Raw genomic sequence first — 18,610 nt, 5'->3', positions numbered from 1 at the left:
TTGATCAATTAGAATAAACACATTTTATATTGCACTTGAACTTTTTGATAACCATACTTCAGATCTGAGAAGTTTAATTTTGTAAAAGGTACTGCGGTGCATAAAAGAAGTGTCGTGTTCTGGAATTTTAAACTCTTAGGTTTTTGTGCTTTTATCTATTAGAAAGAGAGTCATGGCCGATATACCAGTACTAATTAGTTTTCAAATGAGTTAATGCTGTACTTTACCATGCTTCTAAACATATAAATTAGAGACTAGATTAACTTACTACTTTTAAGTGTTTATTTATCGTGCTAATGAGTTGTGTTGTAGAAATAGGTTTTGATATATAGTCATCAAATCCTGCATTGAGCATTTTTTCTTTATCTCCAGACATAGCTAAGCCTGTTTGAGCGATAATAGTTATTTCTTTATTTGTTTTTCTTATTTCTTTTAATGCCTCGTTACCATCCATTTCTGGCATATTGATATCCATTAATACTAAGTCAATAGCAGCATTTTGATTGACAATCTCCACCGCTTCTTTTCCATTTACGGCTCTTATTATTGAGCAATTAAAATCAGAAAGACATGCCTGTATATACAGAAAGCTCAAATTATCATCTTCGGCTATTAAAATAGTAAAATCGCCATCTTCAAGCGTGTTCTCGTTGTATTCATTAATAATGACCGTATTATCAATAACTTTTTTATATGGGATTGTAAAGAAAAATGTAGAACCCTTTCCTGTTTGAGAATCAATCCACACTTCACCATGTAAAAGTTTAACGAGACCTTTTACGATAGATAGTCCAAGTCCTACTCCTAGATTGTGAGTTTGCTCTCGCCTACCTTGCGTAAACCTATTGAAAATATTTATTTGCTCTTCTTTATCTATTCCAATTCCAGAATCCTTGACATAAAATTGAAGATTTTTTCCTTTTAGAGTATAACCAAATTCTATAGCACCTTCTTTAGTAAATTTTATAGCATTTTCTAATAAGTTAGATATTATTTGGACGAGTTTATTCTCATCTGTTTCTATAAAACTATCTGCTTCTTCTAGACCTTTTTCTACTTGAAGTTTAATACTTGTATTTTCTAATTTTATATAATATTTTGAATAGAGATCATTAATAAGAGTATTTACATTAATATGAGAGTAATCAATGTTTATAGTATTTGATTCTATTTTTGAAATATCTACAATGTTAGAAATAAAACTCAAAAGGCGGTGTCCTTCTTTTTCTATGAGCTCTAGGTAAATATCTTTCTTCTCTTCAGAAATATTCTTTCTTCTCAATAATTCAGAGAAGCCTAAAATACCATTCATTGGAGTACGCATCTCGTGGCTCAAATTAGCAAGAAAAGCAGATTTAAGCCTATCACTCTCCTCAGCTTTTTCCTTAGCCTCTATAAGTTCTGTTGCTAATAATTTCTGTTGAGTTATATCTTGATTAGTTCCAGCTAGACTTAGCACTTTTCCATCATCATCAATTACAGGTTGACATATAGCTCTCACTGTTTTTTGTGGTTGATTAGGCACACAAATCCTATATTCAATATTATATGGGATTCCTTGATTAATAGCTTGATCTACGGCATTCTTAAGAATACTCAAATCATCGGGGTGAACTCTGTCAACCACATTTTGGTATTCAGGATTTTTCTTTTCATAATCAAAACCCCAGATATTATACATCTCTTTAGACCATTCCATCTTCATACCAGAAGATGGTTTTACTAGCCAACTTCCAATTTTGGCTAAGGACTGTGCATCACTTAGCTCCTTTTCTGTTTTGTCTAATAATATTTTAGCTCTTAGTTTATCCTTTTCATTTTGTCTTTGCTCTGTAATATCAAAGAAAACTGTAACGATTTCTTTAATTCCTCCAGCGCTATCTAGTACTGGAAAACCATTTAGAGTTACCCAAGTAATTTCGCCTTTATCATCTCGTTTTAGCCCTATAACTTGATTTTTTATTGACTCTTTTGTGTTTGCAACTTTATTAACGGGATATTCAGTAATTGCTAGTGTGGAAGCATCGTGCTTAACAAGTTTCAGTTCCATACCTTCTCCTGTTTTTCCTTGTATATACCTCTCATCTAAACCTAGAATTTGTGACGCTCTAGAGTTGCACTGCACAATTGATGTATCTGGGGCATGAACAACAACTCCTGCTTCTAGGTTACGCATTAATATACGGAAGCGTTCTTCATTTTCTTCGGCACGTTCTTTTGCTTCCTTTATTAGGTTTTCTGTTTTAAAGCGTTCTGTGATGTCATGTATAACGCCAACTATAAAAACGTTTCCTTTTGGATCTATAAAACGTGTTTTCCTAGTAGAGATTCTTTGAGTTTCTCCACCCCTTATGGTAAGTGATTCTTCAGTTATATTTTCAATTCCGTCACGTATTAATTGTCTGTCAATTTTTAAGAAAGCTTCTCTCTCTGCTTTTGACACATGCTCATCAAGAGTTTTACCAATAACATCTTTTCTATTAAAGCCAAAAAGAGTACAAAATGAATCATTTACAATGAGCAGTCTGCTTTGATCATCTTTTACAAAAACGGGATCACCTATATTATCAATAATATTATTTAGGTGATTTTTACTTTCCTCAGCCTTTACTTTAGCTTTTATAAGTTCTGCATCAATAAGTTTTTGCTCAGTAATATCTTGACCGGTTCCTTTTAAACTAATTACATTTCCATAGGGACCCACTACAGGCTCACATATACACCTTATTACTTTTTCCGTTCCGTCAGAAAGGCATATTTTATGTTCTATATCATAAGGAACTCCGCGAGCACTAGCCTTTTTTATAGAAGTATCCCACAATTCCAAATCATCAGGATGGATATGATCAAGTAACACATTGTATGCAGGAGTGCCTTGGTTTGGCTCAAATCCCCAAATGTGGAACATCACTTTAGACCAATCCATTTTTCTTTCTTCAATATTAAATATCCAGCTTCCTACTTTTGCCAGCGTTTGTGCCTCATCTAGATCATCTTCTATTAATTTTCTATCTGTTATATCTTGAGTTACACCAAAAACCTTGTTATTTATAAATTCTATACCAAGAATACTTAAATGTCTTATCTCATTATTTGCTCTTACAATTCTGAATTCGAATGGTTCCATAGATTTATCAGTGAAAAGTTTTTTAATCACATTCTTCACCTTAGGTCTATCTTCCTTAAAAATTAATTCTCTTACATTATCACTAGTAGGGATAAACACTCCTCTTTTGACACCATAAATGTTATACATTTCATCAGACCAGTAAGCAGTATCAGTTTTCCATTCCCATTCCCAACTACCAATTTTTCCTAGCTTTTGAGCCTGCTGTAATTTTAATATGGATTCTTTCTTTGCAGATTCTACTGCTTTTAATTCACTAATGTCTTGTATAGTGACAGGTACTGTTTTCTGTTCTAATAAAGTTTGAGGTATACGTATAGAAAATAATGCCTTAAACTCATCACCCTTTAAGGTCTTGTAATTTACTTCAGAAGTAAATGTTTTTTTATTTTTCCATATATCCCCTATAAGTTGTATAAACACTTTGTTTGCTCCATGCCCAAAAGTATTTTGTAGGTTATCAAAAAATGCTTGATTATCTTCTGCTTTAAACAACTTTAAAGTAGCTTTATTGACACTGTTAATTCTTATTTTTTGAATTAACGTAAATAGCACATCGGGATTTTTCTTTAAATATTTCTTGATATTAGAAACGCCATTATCTCTAAGCCTCTCTATTTCTTCAAATACGAGCGTAAAATCTTCATTCCAAATGGAAATTGTAGAGTTATCAAATAGTGTCTTGTAATCTTGTTGTTTCTCAGACTTTAGTACTTCTATTTGTCTTTCTAATTCTTGGTAAGTAGGCTTTTTATCTAATTCCATACTGTAATAGCTTTAGCCTTTTGTTCTATCAATTTGGGAGCTAATAGCTTAATTATTAAGTTAATAAATAAAGCTATTAAAAATAAACAATATAGCACTTATAATACTAAAAAAGATTGGGCTATGCTTTCGCGAAAGCGTAAAAAACACAACATACATTTTAATAATATAACGTTTTTATTAGTCTATTTATGTAATATTCTAAGAGTAAGCTTAAACAAGTTATGAGCTTGTTACTACTGAATATTGGCGTCATTTTTAAGACAGTCTTTAACAGCTGCTAAGATGGTTTTCTTTTATTTTTGTAGACTATAGCACAAGCATAAAATCTCTTATAAAAGCGCTCTATAGTCGAGTATGGAGATTGTGCAAGAATAATAAGCAATATGAAGGATACCTTTGCCAGCATTATCCCCTCGGTAGCAGCAGAAAAATTTATTTACTGTCTTGAGGCAGTTCCAGATGTCGATCAAGAAGTTGCCACAGAGGTGGTAACAACACTCGAAGATATCGCTCTAAAACAAGGAATTGCTAGTATTTATAAGACGTGCGACACCATAGAAGGCTTAGAGGAAAGTTTAAACACGCTGGTGTATCATGACCATAATTTTAAAGATTATGAACTCATTTACCTTATAATGCCAGGCCAAGCTAACAATATCATGCTCAATGATTATTACTACAGCATTGAGGAAATTGCCGAAATTTTTGAAGGAAGAATGACAGGTAAAATCATCCATTTTTCAAATAAAAAAGCACTCGACTTAACTGACGAAGAATCGCAATACTTTCTTGACATTACCGGTGCTCGTGCAATTTCTGGCTATGGATCTAGCAAGAACACATTATCGAGCACAGATACTATAGATAGAGTGTTTTTTAATATGTTTCAAGAAAATGAAGACTTTAAAGAAGTGGTAGAAGAGATGTTTCAAAAACACTATAAACTCTGTAAGCTACTTGATTTTAGATTGTATTATTAAGCGTTAATTTAGGAAGAGTTTTATGAAATACGCTTTCGCGAAAATGTGACAATTCAACATCATTTTCTCATTAATTCAGCACATTGATAAGAACAGGTTATAAACTTGATATCAATATAATTGACGAAATATAGTACGCTGTAAAGCACACTAAAGCAATAGCATAACAAGATTCCCCGCAGTTAATACCTGCAAGACAAAGACTAAGATGTTTAAGTCTTTTTTAAAGCCATAACTGATGCCTAAAGCAAGAAGAACAAGCAGTGGAAGCACTAGCCCAGAAACTACTCTAAAAGAGTAGAGATGGCTCTTAGTTGACGTCGCCAGCTTGTATGCATTAACTTCTTTAAAAAGCAAAGACAGCGCATAATTAATTTGGTTACCCTCCAAAGTGGTTGCAACATCTTTTGAAACCGAAAACTGACGAGTAGGAGTCACTACTTGATACGTATTGTGCGAGTTTCCGCCAGCATTATAATATTTTTCTTTGTTTCTAGATACGGAAACCACATCTTCCGAATACCGAGTTCCAGGCAAAGCAAAATCCATAAGTACCACCAGTGATATGAGTACGGTAATGCCATATAATATGCGGTTGGTGAGTGATAGTGGATACATGATTTTAATTTATAATGTTCTGGAGATTTACATAGTTATTAGTTAGTACGTAAATCAGCAGTTTTGTTACGGTATTGAGAGTTTAACCTAAAGAAAATGAACTATTAAACCCCATTATTAATTGATAGTTCCAATGCTAGAATATTCTAACCAAGATAATGGTAGGAGCTAAGTTTAACTCGGATTATTGCTAACTAGTTATTTTAAGGCCATCGAATTTAATCCACATACCCATTATATTTAATTAGTTTTAATCCTTTAGATTGAAATATTAAATTGAAAACAGACGTTTGTTCTAAATTTCTAATTTTTACCGTGTCATTTAGAATTTCTTATCCAAGTGATTTTTCAAGAATATTTTTATTGGTTCCAATTTTTAAAAAGTCATTCAGTTCAAATTCGGAATTCACAATTTTAGCGTAATAAACCCATTCTTCATCTGTTGCTCTATAAGACGTGATTTTTGTTTTATCAAATGTTCGAGTTAAAATAGTATCCACTAAATTATCAACGTGTCTATTTTGTATTGGCTTTTTCTGTATCGCAAATATTTTATTAAGTGCAATTTCTTCTAATTCAGATTTTAAAGAAAATACCAAACTATCATTTTCAATGTAGTATACCTTAACAGGCATAGAATCTGACGTTTTTACTATTGTTTTCACAACTTCTTTTAATCTGCCATCATCAATTTTTCTAGATTCTTTTTGCTCACAAGAATTTAAGGAGAATAGAATCCCAAATATTATTAATAATTGTTTAACCATATATTTAGAAATGTTCTTATGATGAGGGTTTATAAGCAACATAGGTATCAAACGTATCATTAAAGTGCAAGTCGTTATGATCTTTATCTAAAATAGAGAGCTCAGCGCTACCTGCAGCAACTGTGATAAAATTGTTATTATAATAAAAGCGTATAAATGTAAAAAGGTCTTTTTGTCCTTTTACTATATTACCATTTATCATAACCTCATCTTTATCTATTCCATATTCGCACTTTACTATAGATTGATGTATTAGTTTTCCAATGGTTTCAATTTGTCTGGCTTCATATACTTGCCATAAGTCGGGAAAGTCCTTCAAATCATTTTCTTTAAGTCTAGAGTTAAGCTCTGACAAGGCATTCAAATCTAGTTTTATGTGATCACCATCAAAACCGCCTTCAATTTCAAGATATTTATCAAAACGCTCAAATGTTATAAATAGAAGCCATGGTAGGTGAGTGTCTCTATTTTCATTGAAATCTACTTGATACACGCTCTCAACAGCCTGCCCGATAATTTGATTTAAGAAGTGATCTGGTGGTGATTTCATTAGTGTAAGGTCATTCAATGTTTTGTAGTCAACTTTACGATTTTAATTATTCTGTTGGCTACCCATTTTTGAGGCACTTTTAAACCATACAAATAAATTAAATGTCACCTCTGGATATATTTTTAATCTTATTTTTCTAGCTTATTTGTAAAATGAACTTTTTTAATTTTTGCTCTTTCCACAGCTCTTACAAATTAACTTTTATCATCATCTCAATAGATGTCAAAATAACACATCTGTCACTTCTTAAATCCAAAAAAGGAGTTGTTAAACATACAACTCCTTTTTATTATTTACATACGGTTATCCGTATTATGGTGATATTTAATGCAATTATGTGATTTGGATTCACATTTTCGCGAAAGCGTAGAGTTTAATAACGCACGTCTTTCATATCAATTTCTTCGGCAACTGTTGCTTTGTTATAATTACCTCCTAGATCTGGACATGCCATGAGGGTAGCGGCTCCTTTGAAGGGTACTGCTACTTTATTGTATCCATACACATCTGCTAGGGTCTGGGTGAGGTTTTTATCTCCTAGGTTAATATCTACATCGTCCATGGTTAGCTGGCAAGGGTGCTCATAGCCGCAGGCGCGAGTGATTTCTAGTAGTTCTTTTTTGAAGTTTTTAAAGTAATAGTGTGTGCGTTCAGCCTTATCTGGAATGTCTATACCGCGTTGTAACCACTTATTTTGAGTCGCAACACCAGAAGGGCAGGTGTTGTTGTGGCACACCTTTGCTTGTATACAACCCACGGCAAGCATCGCCTCACGGGCTACATTGATACAGTCTACACCCATCGCAAAAGCCATGGCGGCTTTAGCCGGGAAGCCTAACTTTCCGGAACCTATAAATACCACGCGCTCTGTGAGCTGGTATTCCTTAAAAATCTTATAAATATCTGAAAATCCATATACCCAAGGTAGCGCCACATGATCTGCAAAACTTGGTGGGGCAGCACCTGTACCACCTTCACCACCATCTATGGTAATAAAATCTGGTCCTTTACCGGTGGTTGCCATAATTTTTGCTAGTTCGCGCCACGCATCCAGTTTTCCTATGGCGGCTTTAATTCCTACTGGGAGTCCTGTTTCATGAGCAATACTTTCTACAAAGTCAACCAATTCTGGCACATTAGAAAATGCCTTATGGTTAGGAGGAGAGAGTACATCTTTGCCCACATCTACACCGCGTATTTCGGCAATTTCCTTAGTGATTTTTGATCCTGGGAGTACGCCTCCTTTTCCAGGTTTGGCTCCTTGTGAGAGTTTTACTTCTATGGCGCGTACTTGAGGATTTTCATCCACAAGTTTTTTCATTTTTGGCATTGAGAATCCGCCATCTTCGGTGCGCACTCCAAAATATCCAGTTCCAAAGTGAAACACCACATCACCGCCTTTTTTATGGTAGGGTGAGAGTCCGCCCTCACCAGTATTGTGATATGCGTATGCTTTTGCACATCCGCGGTTTAAGGACTCTACAGCTTTCGCCGAAAGGCTACCAAAACTCATAGCACTCACGTTAATAATAGAACTAGGTCTGTAAGGGCGCGCTCTTCTACCAGCACCCATAACTTTTGCGCAAGCAAGGAAGTAAGGGTCTTTTGCATTGGGGTGATTTTCTTCTACCTTATATGGCATCATGGCATTATTAATAAAGATATAATGCGACTGATTGATATCACGGTCGGTCCCAAAACCTTCATAGTTATTTTCATTTTTTGCAGAGGCATAAATCCACCCGCGCTCTATACGATTAAAAGGAAGTTCCTCACGGTTATTTGCGACAATATACTGGCGTAACTCTGGTCCAATACTTTCAAGCATATACCTAAAATGCCCCACAACTGGGAAGTTGCGCGTGATGATATGTTTTTTGTTAAAAAATATATCTCGTATAGCGACAATAACCACCACCAAAATCAACCACATCCACCATGAGATATTACCTAAAAACTCGAGTACTCCTTCCATTTATTCAATTTTTGCACTAAAATACAATTTACTATCTCGTAGTCTGAAATTTTACTTCAAGTTTATTATTTACTTCTCTAGGTAAGTTTTGGTTGATGCACTATGCGTTACATCTCCCTGGCCCCCTCTTTAAAGAGGGACACTGTTGTGTTTTTAAGTTTTTTTGCTGAGCAAAAATAACTTTTTCAATTCCCCTCTTAGAAGAGGGGTTAGGGGAGATGTTTTTGGGTTCGAGTTAGCCATTTTTATGTGTTACGTGTTACATCTCCCTGACTCCCTCTTCAAAGAGGGACACTGTTGTGGTTTAAGTTTTTTTTGCTGTGCAAAAAAGACTTCTATAGTACCCCTCTTAGAAGAGGGGCTAGGGGAGATGTTTTGGGTTTGAGTGAGCATATCTTATTTGTTACATCTCCCTGACTCTCTCTTCAAAGAGGACACTGTTGTGGTTTAAGTTTTTTTTTGCTGTGCAAAAAGAACTTCTTTAGTTCCCCTCTTGGAAGAGGGGCTAGGGGAGATGTTTTTGGGTTCGAGTGAGCCATTTTTATCCGTTATGAGTTACATCTCCCTGACTCCCTCTTCAAAGAGGGACACTGTTGTGGGGTTTAGGTTTTTTTGCTGCGCAAAAATAACTTCTATAGTTCCCCTCTTCGAAGAGGGGCTAGGGGAGATGTTTTTGAGTTCGAGTGAGCACACCACATCACATCAAACCACTCACACCCTCACAAATCAAATAACTTATCATAAATTTACGGAAGACTATAAAGAGCACACCACATCACATCAAACCACTCACACCCTCACAAATCAAATAACTTATCATAAATTTACGGAAGACTATAAAGAGCACATCTACATTGAAAAAACATAAAACCTTATTAATTATTGGCTTACTTCTCATTCCGCAGATGGTCTTGGTTCGCTGGCTGGCGAGTTACCCGCAACTGGTGGAGACGTATTATAGCAACGGATTGTATCCTCTCATTTCAAAGGCGTCTCGATGTGCTTTTGGCTGGCTGCCGTTTTCATTTGGTGATATCATGTATGCGGTGCTTATTGTGCTCGCTTTGCGCGAAATTGTACTACTCATTAAAAACAAGTTTAGAGGATTTAAAACCTTTCTTTTCAAGGCACTAGCCATTACTTCGATAGTGTATGGAGCGTTTAACTTACTTTGGGGAATGAATTATAACAGGCTTCCATTGCACGAATCCTTAGGAATAGATAATGAGTACACCACCGAAGAGCTTGTACAACTTACTGAGAAGCTTATTGAAAATAGCAATAACCTCCACAATCAGCTCGCCGAGGATAAAAACAGTCGCGTTGTTTATTGTGACAAAATAGAAGGTGAAAATGCTTGTTTGCAAGAAATTTTCAACGGAACGCTTAATGGTTACGAGACGCTTAAAACTCAGTTTCCAAAACTTAGTTACCCACCTAAGAGTATTAAGAATTCGCTATTGCGATACCCTCTGTCTATAATGGGGTATAGCGGTTATCTCAACCCTATTACTAATGAGGCGCAAGTTAATGGGATGGTGCCAGCTCATCGATGGCCAGTGATTTCTTCACATGAGCAAGCACATCAGCTCGGTTTTGCAAAGGAAAATGAAGCCAACTTTATTGCGGTAATGGCAACACTTAATAATGAGGATTTATATTTTCAATATTCAGGGAGTATTTTTGCTTTACGCTATGCCTTGAATGATGTGTACAGCCGAGACAAGGAATTAGGAGAAGACTTGAAAGCACGTCTTAATCCAGGTATTTTAGTGAACTATCAAGACTCTAGAGATTTCTGGGATGCGATGGATAATCCGCTGGAACCACTGTTTGATCTGTTTTACAGCAATTACTTAAAGGCAAATAATCAACCAGGTGGATTAAAGAGCTATAGTTATATGGTAGCACTCTTGGTTAACTATGATCAGCGTTTTCCAGATACATTCTGATGTTAAAAGTCTCTTAAAAGTTTCCTAAACCTTAATAGAACGTTAACGCGGTGGCTATCTTTAGGATCTAAACTTTCAACCTATGTTCTTTAAAAAATTACTTGTCTTTGGGCTAGTAAGCTGCTCATTTACGATGTATGGGCAAGATTACTTTCCAGCAAACGCTGGAGTCAAGTCCAAAAACCAAAATTACACGGTGTTTACAAACGCCACCATCCACACAACTCCCACAGAAACCATTAAAAATGGAACACTTGTAGTGCAAGATGGAAAAGTGGTCTCTGTAGGCAAATCTTCATCATATGCACAAAATGCTATTGTTGTAGATCTTAATGGTAAACATGTCTATCCATCATTTGTAGACATCTATACTAATTTTGGTATCGATAAGCCTAAGCGTGCAGGAGGATCTGGACGTGCTTCACAATATGATAACTCTCGCGAGGGAGCTTACTGGAATGACCATATCTTATCTGAGCAAGATGGCTATCAAGATTTTAAGTACGATTCAAAAAAAGCATCCGAATATCTTGAGGCTGGTTTTGGCGTAGTTGCAACACATCAACACGATGGTATTGCACGTGGTACAGGAGCGCTTATCGCACTTAATAATGATGGAAATACTGCAAACCGCGTGATAGAAGATCGCCTTGGTCAGTATTTCTCATTTGATAAGAGTGTAACCTCACGCCAGTCATACCCATCGTCTAAGATGGGTGCAACAGCATTATTACGCCAGTTACAACACGATTTAGACTGGTATGAGAAAGGAAATATAGACACTAAGGATCTTTCTTTAGAGGCGCTTTCGCGAAACAAAGGGCTTCCGCAGTTTTTTGAAGGTGATGGCTTATATGATGACCTTCGTATTGATAAACTAGGTGACCAGTTTGGTATCGATTATGTAATCGTTGCCGGTGGTGATGAGTATAAGCGTATCGGAGAAGTTAAGGCGATGAATCGTAAGATGATTCTCCCACTTAAATTTCCAGATGCCTACGATATGGAAAATCCATACGCTGCCGAATATGTAGCGCTTTCTGATATGAAACATTGGAATCAAGCACCTACAAATCCTAAAGCATTACAAGATGCAGGAGTAACATTTGCACTTACTACATTCTCACATAAATCTCCAAAAGATTTTAAAGACCACTTGATGAAGGCAATTAAGTATGGTCTGTCTAAAGAAAGAGCGTTAGAAGCACTTACTACTATTCCAGCAACAATGATTGGAAAGAGCGGACAGCTAGGAGTTCTTAAAACAGGAGCTTGGGCAAACTTCATGATTACTTCTGGAGAAGTATTTGAAAAAGACACAGAGCTTTATGAGCACTGGATTCAAGGTAACAAAACAGTAATCAAGGATATGAACACAGTTAATATTGACGGTGTTTATACAATGAATATTAGTGGAGCTACTTATGAGCTAGAGATTAAAAACGCGCTAGAAAAAGCAAAAGCATCTCTTAAAAAGGGAACAGAAGATGTAAAAAGTGAGTTTTCTTATAAGGATGAATGGGTAACAGTAACGTTCCCTCAAAGCGAAGGAAAATTTGTACGTCTTGTAGCAAGAGCATCTGCAGATGGTCTAAGCGGCAAAGCAATTCTTGCAGATGGTTCTGAAACGAACTTTATTTCTACTAAGAAAGCACTAGACGCAAGTAAAGATAAGGACGATAAGAAAGAAGAGGACAAACCTCTTACGGTAATGCCACTTACCTTTCCTAATATGGCTTTTGGTTATGAGACAAGACCAACTCAAAAAGATATCCTAATCACAAATGCCACTGTGTGGACAAATGAAGCAGAAGGTATTCTTGAAAACACAGATGTTTTAATAAAAGATGGAAAAATCAGCGCAGTAGGTAAAAATCTTTCTGCTCGTGGTACTATGGTAGTAGATGGTACTGGTAAGCATGTTACTTCTGGTATTATAGATGAGCACTCTCACATTGCGGCTTTTGCAATCAACGAGTCTGGTCACAACTCTACGGCAGAGGTTCGCATGAGTGATGTAGTTAACCCAGACGATTCTGATATTTACCGCAATCTTGCTGGTGGAGTTACAGCTATTCAATTATTACACGGATCTGCAAATCCTATTGGAGGACAGAGCGCAGTAATGAAATTAAAATGGGGAGCACCTATCGATGAGATGGTAATTGCAGATAAGAAGTTTATCAAATTTGCTTTGGGTGAAAACGTAAAGCAAGCAAACTGGAATAGCTTCTCAAGATTCCCACAAACGAGAATGGGAGTAGAGCAAGTATTTGTGGACTACTTTACAAGAGGAAAAGAATACGAAGCAAAGAAAAAGAGCGGTCAACCTTATCGCATGGATGAGGAGATGGAAACTATTGTAGACATCCTTAATATGGATCGTTTAATTTCTTGTCACTCTTATGTGCAAAGTGAAATTAACATGACCATGAAAGTGGCAGAGCAGTTTGGTTTTCATATCAATACATTCACACACATACTTGAAGGATATAAAGTTGCAGATAAAATGGCCGAACACGGTGTAGGAGGATCAACATTCTCAGACTGGTGGGCTTATAAATATGAGGTAAATGATGCTATTCCTTACAATGCAGCCATCATGCACAGAGCAGGAGTAACCGTTGCTATCAACTCAGATGATGGTGAGATGTCAAGACGTCTTAATCAAGAAGCTGCAAAAATTCATAAGTACGGTGGTATTTCTGAAGAGGATGCATGGAAAATGGTAACTCTTAACCCAGCAAAACTATTACACATGGATGATCGCGCAGGTAGTTTAAAGCCTGGTAAAGATGGAGATGTTGTAATATGGACAGATCATCCACTTAGTATTAAAGCGAGAGCAGAGAAAACGATTATTGAAGGGAAAGTATTTTTTGATATGAAAAAAGACGAAGAACTTCGTAAGACAGTACAGCGCGAGAAAGCACAACTTACTGCAATGATGCTTGCAGAAAAGAATAAAGGCTTACAGACGCAACCTGCCAAAAAGAAAGAAAAACAACGTATGCATTGTGATACAGAACAAACACTTTACTAAGATGAAAACACTACAACAACTATTAGTAGCCGTTGTTTTCCTTTTAGGAGCAACTGCAAGCGCACAACAAACACCGGCCTCAGCGCAAGCTGCTGCCTACACTATTACAGGAGCAACCGCTCACGTAGGTAACGGAACCGTAGTAGAAAACGCCACTATCGTTTTTGAAAACGGTAAAATAAGCACGATTCAAAGCGGAGGAACAGCCACTAAAGGCGAAGTCATTAATGCTACTGGAAAGCATGTGTATCCTGGTTTTATTGCAACAAACACCACATTAGGTCTTGTAGAAGCAGCAGCCGTGAGACAATCTAATGACGATGATGAGATAGGAGAATTAATTCCTCATGTACGTGGTATTATCGCTTACAATGCAGAATCTAAAGTGGTAGAGAGCATGAGACCGAATGGCGTGCTTATGGCGCAAATTCGCCCTGTGGGAGGCACCATCTCTGGATCTTCTTCTCTCGTACAGCTTGATGCCTGGAACTGGGAAGATGCTGCTTATAAAACAGACGAAGGTATCTTTATGGAATGGCCTCGCACGATGCGCCGTGGTCGCTGGTGGTTAGGTGAGGAGCCAGGTTATAAACCAAACAAGGATTACAGTAAAGATGTAAACGAAATCAAAACCTTTTTCAAAAACTCACGAGCTTATGGAAAAGGGAACACCTCAAAAAACCTTCCTTTTGAAGCGATGCGTGGTGTTTTTGATGGAACTCAAAATGTATATGTTTCAGCAAATGATCAGAAGCAAATACTTGATGTGATTGCTTTTGCAAAGGAGATGAATCTCACAAACGTTGTGCTTGTAGGCGGATACCAGTCTTACAAAGTAACTGCAGAACTTGTAGCCGCAAATATGCCAGTAATTTTACAACGTGTACAAGAACTACCTTCTATGGAGGATCATGATTATGACTTACCATATAAGTTACCTAAGCTTCTTACAGACGCTGGTGTTACAGTTGCGTTAGGATATGACTCAGAGTACTGGCAAGTACGTAATCTTCCTTTTTATGCGGGACAAGTTACTCAATTTGGTATGAGTGATGAAGATGCACTTAAAATGATTACAATGAATCCTGCAAAGATAATGGGAGTTTCAAATACTGTTGGGACACTTGAAGTAGGAAAAGATGCAACACTTTTTATAAGCGAAGGAAATGCACTAGACATGAGAGGAAATATCCTTTCGAGAGCATTTATCCAAGGACGTGATATAAGTTTAGAGTCTCACCAGACCAAGCTTGCAAAGCGTTATGCAGAGAAGTACGGACAGAAGGAGTAATCCTTAATCTTAGTTATATTAATTAGTAAAGCCCGAGCAATTGCTCGGGCTTTTGTTTTGTAGTAAATTAGTAACGGCTATTTAATAACTTTACAACCTTCACCAGAAATTCGGCTGGAGTAGCTGTCTACTTGAAGTCCATTACATTCATAAAGTGCGGTACTTTCCGATAGGTATTTATCTATGTCCGCTTTCGCGAAAGCGAGATTGATTTTAGCGTTGAGTGAAAATTATTATAAAGCGCAATCACCATTTGCCATATCATTTAGGTTAGGATTATATGCATTTAGCGCTGCAAAATTGCTTCCGTTTACAAATTCGACAATATTGTTAATTAGCGGCTCAATACCGCACAAATTTGATAGTAAGCCATTGGATCTAATATTGACGTTTCCTCTAGAAAACGTTCCTCCAATTAAAGGGTCAAGATTAGTTATGGCTTCATTATCTACAATAGCCAATGAATGAAAATTGGCAGAGTTAGATGTATATACGAAGTTTTCTAACCCTTCAAGAGATGGAAGCATGGTGTTATTTGCAATTGCTACATCGTTAGAAACTGTTAAAAGGGATGACATAGACGTTATATCAATCAAACTACTGTGATTCGTAATACGGAGTGTTCCAGTATTGGATACTTGAATTCCTTCTAAAGTGGTTAAAGAATCATTATTGTGAACGTTGAAAAGGCCGCTAATTGAAATGAGCGTAGAGATCCCCGATAGATTCGTTAATGAATTGTTATTACTTATACTTACACTACTCATCGATGAATCAGAAGGAAAACCATTGAGACTTGTTAGGTTGTCGTGTGAGGTGATTTCAATTTCATTTACAGAGGTGATATTTTGTAATCCGTTCAGTGAAGTGAGAGTTTCATTAAGGACCATAAAGATATCTTGATCTATCGTGTTTATAGAGGCGAGTGAGGTAATATCAGTAAGAACGGGATTTTGACTGATAATTAATCGGTGTGCTCTAAGGATATTTTCTAAACCAGAAGTTTCTGTTAAGGCAATGTTATTAGTTAACTCTAAAACAGAAAAATTACCCGACAATTCTATATTTTCAAGCCCAAAAAGATTCTCAAGCTGCGTTCCTTTTATCAAAAGATCACCTGTTACTTCTACCAATGCTGATACATTAGAAATATCAGAGACATCAGAAATACCGCCAAAGTTATTGCCTATTAGCATTCTTCCGTTTATGACATTAATTCCTTCTTCTGCAAAGGAATTCACTTCCTGTTGATTATTAAGTTGTACGTCATCATTTAGAACTTTTGATCCTGTTTGAAAAGAAAAATCGGAAATCGTAGTTAAGCCATCGGTATTTATTGCTTCTATAAAACCTGAATATCCTGTTATACCGCTAAGTTCGTTAAAGAAATAGCTTAGATTACTAGTGCCACTTTCAACAATTTCGTTACCGAGATAGACGTTGTAGTGGATTTCTTGACCGTTGGGATCTACAGATTCCGTCCAACTTATCTGCGCACTGTAAGGATCTGTATTAATAACCGAAACTGTAAATTGAGAGGGAGCAGGGGTGCTTTCCGTTTCAAAAGAGAAGGAACTACTTGTTTCGTTACCTGTTGGATTTGACGCGACAACACTTCCGCTATAGGAAATGCTAGCCTCTAGGTTTTCAATAATAAATTGTCTGTCCGTAATATTATCTACAACTTTTGCCCCTTCTAAAAAAACATCATAAAAAATAGTACTTCCTTCAGAATCTGTTGACGCAGTCCAATTAAGTTTTGCGCTAGTATCTGTGATTTGACTTACATCTACAGTAAAGGCAGTAGGCGATTCATTTAGATTAACATTACTATCATCAGTTCCGCAGTTTACGATTAATATGGCGACTAATAGTATTAAAAAATATCTTTTAGTTTGTACAATTTCCATCTAAAATATCTTGTATGGTTGGATTAAATAAATTCTGGTATATATCAAAGTTTGAGGGTGTATCTGTATTAAGTAAATTCTCAAGAGCACAAAAATTACTGAGTTGGGGGTTTTCATTTATAGATAAAAAACCTGCTACTTCAATTAAACTTTCAAGACCATTTAGAGTTGATAATTCCTCATTATTGGAAATAACAAAGCTTCCAAAGCCTTCAAAAGTTACACTTTCAAAATTAGAAAGCCCTGTAATATCAATAAGATTGGAACACTCACCTATAAAAAGTTGTTCGCGCACCGTTTTAAGCATGTTAAAGCTGTCTACATGTTCAATGCCTAAATTTATTAAGGTCAAATCACCACTGCTTTCTAACTGAGTAAATGCAGTTATACTACTTAAATTTGGGGAATCAGAAATGGTAACCGTATTCTCTAGAGAAACTAAATTACTAAACCCTGTGATCGCTAGAAGTTCAGAGTTGAGCTCAATTCTTATAGAGTTTACCGATGTTAAGTTATTAAATGCAGAAATTTCACTTAAAATAAAATTGTTGTCGATAAGTATGGGGCCACCAATAATCGTTACATTTTCGAAAGAATTTATAGTAATTAACACGGGGTTTGCTTTAATAACCACATTATTTGTAACTAGTGTTAACGTTGAGAATCCTTGTATAGTTTCAAGGTTAGGATTAGACTCTATTCTTAAACTACCTCCTATTGTTTGGGGAGAAAAACCGTCAATAGTACTAAGTCCCTCGACAGACCAAATGGAAACATTTCCTTGTATGTTTTCTATTGCGCCGAGAGGTGATAAGTCTGTTATAATTGTAGTAGTTCCTGGAGAACCGAGGCTTAAATTACCGTTAATGCCTATCCAACCTGCATTAGCAAATGAAACGAGGTCTTCTTGATTATAAAAGCTTACATCTCCATTAAAAATTCCGTCTGGAGTAGTAAATGTAAAATTAATCTCTGTAGCATTACCTTCAGAATCTACAGCAACTATTAATCCTTCATATAATTGATTTGGCTGTAAATTTTCAATGGTGTGAAAGGTATTTGAGAGACCTTCTATAACTGTGTTACCCTCTAAGACTAGATTATATAAAACGGTATCATTCTCAGGATCTATTGCATCTTCCCAAAAAATAGATGCAGAAACATTAGAAACCTCAATGTCTAATATTTCAAAAGGAAGCGGAGATGAGTTGCCTGTTGTAGTTAATGTAATTGATTGTAGCCTTTCGCTTAATTCAGAATCGTAGGCCACTACATTAATACTGTAACTAGTGGACGGAACTAAGTTTTCAAAATTAAAAACTCTGTCTGAAAGACCTTGCGCAACTACAGTATCATCAATAATAACATTATACAGAACCGAGCCATTTTCTGGATCAAATGATTGACTCCAAGATATGGTAGCTGTTAGATATGAGTCGTCAGTTATAGAAATCTCAAAAGTAGACGGCTGTAAGTTTTCTTGAGTTATCTCATCTTCAGAAGATGAATCTGTGGAGCAAGAAATACTTAGTAATAGAAGGATGAGACTAAAAAAAATATTTTCAATTTTCACGAGGGGACTTGTCATTATCACAATTTTTTGCTAAAAATAAGCAAATAGCTTTCTTT

The 18,610-nt window shown here is 36.1% G+C and carries 11 protein-coding genes; 4 read left to right on the top strand and 7 right to left on the bottom strand.

All coding sequences use genetic code 11. The features are described 5' to 3' along the window. Positions 1-259: 259 nt before the first annotated feature. Positions 260-3,892 (bottom strand): PAS domain-containing protein, encoded by a 3,633-nt coding sequence (locus tag SJY37_RS13900; protein WP_298327746.1) that lies wholly within the window; start codon positions 3,890-3,892, stop codon positions 260-262. 386 nt (positions 3,893-4,278) lie between these two features. Between SJY37_RS13900 and SJY37_RS13895 the strand changes: the two genes are divergently transcribed. After that, positions 4,279-4,875: a DUF6642 family protein gene (locus SJY37_RS13895; protein ID WP_298327749.1), complete on the top strand. Its 597-nt coding sequence runs from the start codon at positions 4,279-4,281 to the stop codon at positions 4,873-4,875. Positions 4,876-5,025: 150 nt separating this feature from the next. Here SJY37_RS13895 and SJY37_RS13890 read toward each other — a convergent pair whose 3' ends face one another. The 4 genes from SJY37_RS13890 to SJY37_RS13875 form a co-directional block, all read right to left on the bottom strand. Beyond that, on the bottom strand, positions 5,026-5,493 hold the full coding sequence (locus SJY37_RS13890) for a hypothetical protein (RefSeq protein WP_298327752.1): 468 nt from the start codon (positions 5,491-5,493) through the stop codon (positions 5,026-5,028). 332 nt (positions 5,494-5,825) lie between these two features. After that, complete coding sequence (locus SJY37_RS13885) at positions 5,826-6,260, bottom strand: hypothetical protein (RefSeq protein ID WP_379953237.1); 435 nt, start codon at positions 6,258-6,260, stop codon at positions 5,826-5,828. Between the two features lie 16 nt (positions 6,261-6,276). After that, positions 6,277-6,810 (bottom strand): hypothetical protein, encoded by a 534-nt coding sequence (locus tag SJY37_RS13880; RefSeq protein ID WP_298327757.1) that lies wholly within the window; start codon positions 6,808-6,810, stop codon positions 6,277-6,279. 373 nt (positions 6,811-7,183) lie between these two features. Continuing rightward, complete coding sequence (locus tag SJY37_RS13875) at positions 7,184-8,785, bottom strand: FMN-binding glutamate synthase family protein (RefSeq protein ID WP_298327761.1); 1,602 nt, start codon at positions 8,783-8,785, stop codon at positions 7,184-7,186. A gap of 854 nt (positions 8,786-9,639) precedes the next feature. Between SJY37_RS13875 and SJY37_RS13870 the strand changes: the two genes are divergently transcribed. The 3 genes from SJY37_RS13870 (at position 9,640) to SJY37_RS13860 (ending at position 15,071) form a co-directional block, all read left to right on the top strand. Continuing rightward, a complete protein-coding gene (locus SJY37_RS13870; RefSeq protein WP_379953236.1) occupies positions 9,640-10,737 on the top strand; it encodes a DUF3810 domain-containing protein in 1,098 nt (365 codons plus the stop codon). A gap of 82 nt (positions 10,738-10,819) precedes the next feature. Then, the gene (locus SJY37_RS13865; protein WP_379953235.1) at positions 10,820-13,780 is read left to right on the top strand and encodes an amidohydrolase family protein; all 2,961 of its coding nucleotides are present in this window, start codon (positions 10,820-10,822) and stop codon (positions 13,778-13,780) included. 1 nt (position 13,781) lies between these two features. Continuing rightward, positions 13,782-15,071, top strand: coding sequence for an amidohydrolase family protein (locus tag SJY37_RS13860; protein WP_339848958.1), 1,290 nt, complete (start codon positions 13,782-13,784; stop codon positions 15,069-15,071). Positions 15,072-15,304: 233 nt separating this feature from the next. Here SJY37_RS13860 and SJY37_RS13855 read toward each other — a convergent pair whose 3' ends face one another. Both SJY37_RS13855 and SJY37_RS13850 read right to left on the bottom strand, forming a co-directional pair. Then, positions 15,305-16,981 (bottom strand): fibronectin type III domain-containing protein, encoded by a 1,677-nt coding sequence (locus tag SJY37_RS13855; RefSeq protein ID WP_379953234.1) that lies wholly within the window; start codon positions 16,979-16,981, stop codon positions 15,305-15,307. Further along, the gene (locus SJY37_RS13850; RefSeq protein ID WP_379953233.1) at positions 16,962-18,569 is read right to left on the bottom strand and encodes a fibronectin type III domain-containing protein; all 1,608 of its coding nucleotides are present in this window, start codon (positions 18,567-18,569) and stop codon (positions 16,962-16,964) included. The genes SJY37_RS13855 and SJY37_RS13850 overlap by 20 nt, the downstream gene beginning before the upstream one ends. Positions 18,570-18,610: the final 41 nt, after the last annotated feature.

It is taken from the genome of Dokdonia sp. R78006 (assembly GCF_042466145.1).
GTDB lineage: Bacteria > Bacteroidota > Bacteroidia > Flavobacteriales > Flavobacteriaceae > Dokdonia.
The sequence above is the reverse complement of the archived record's forward strand: the minus strand, read 5'-3'. Positions and strand labels throughout refer to the sequence as shown.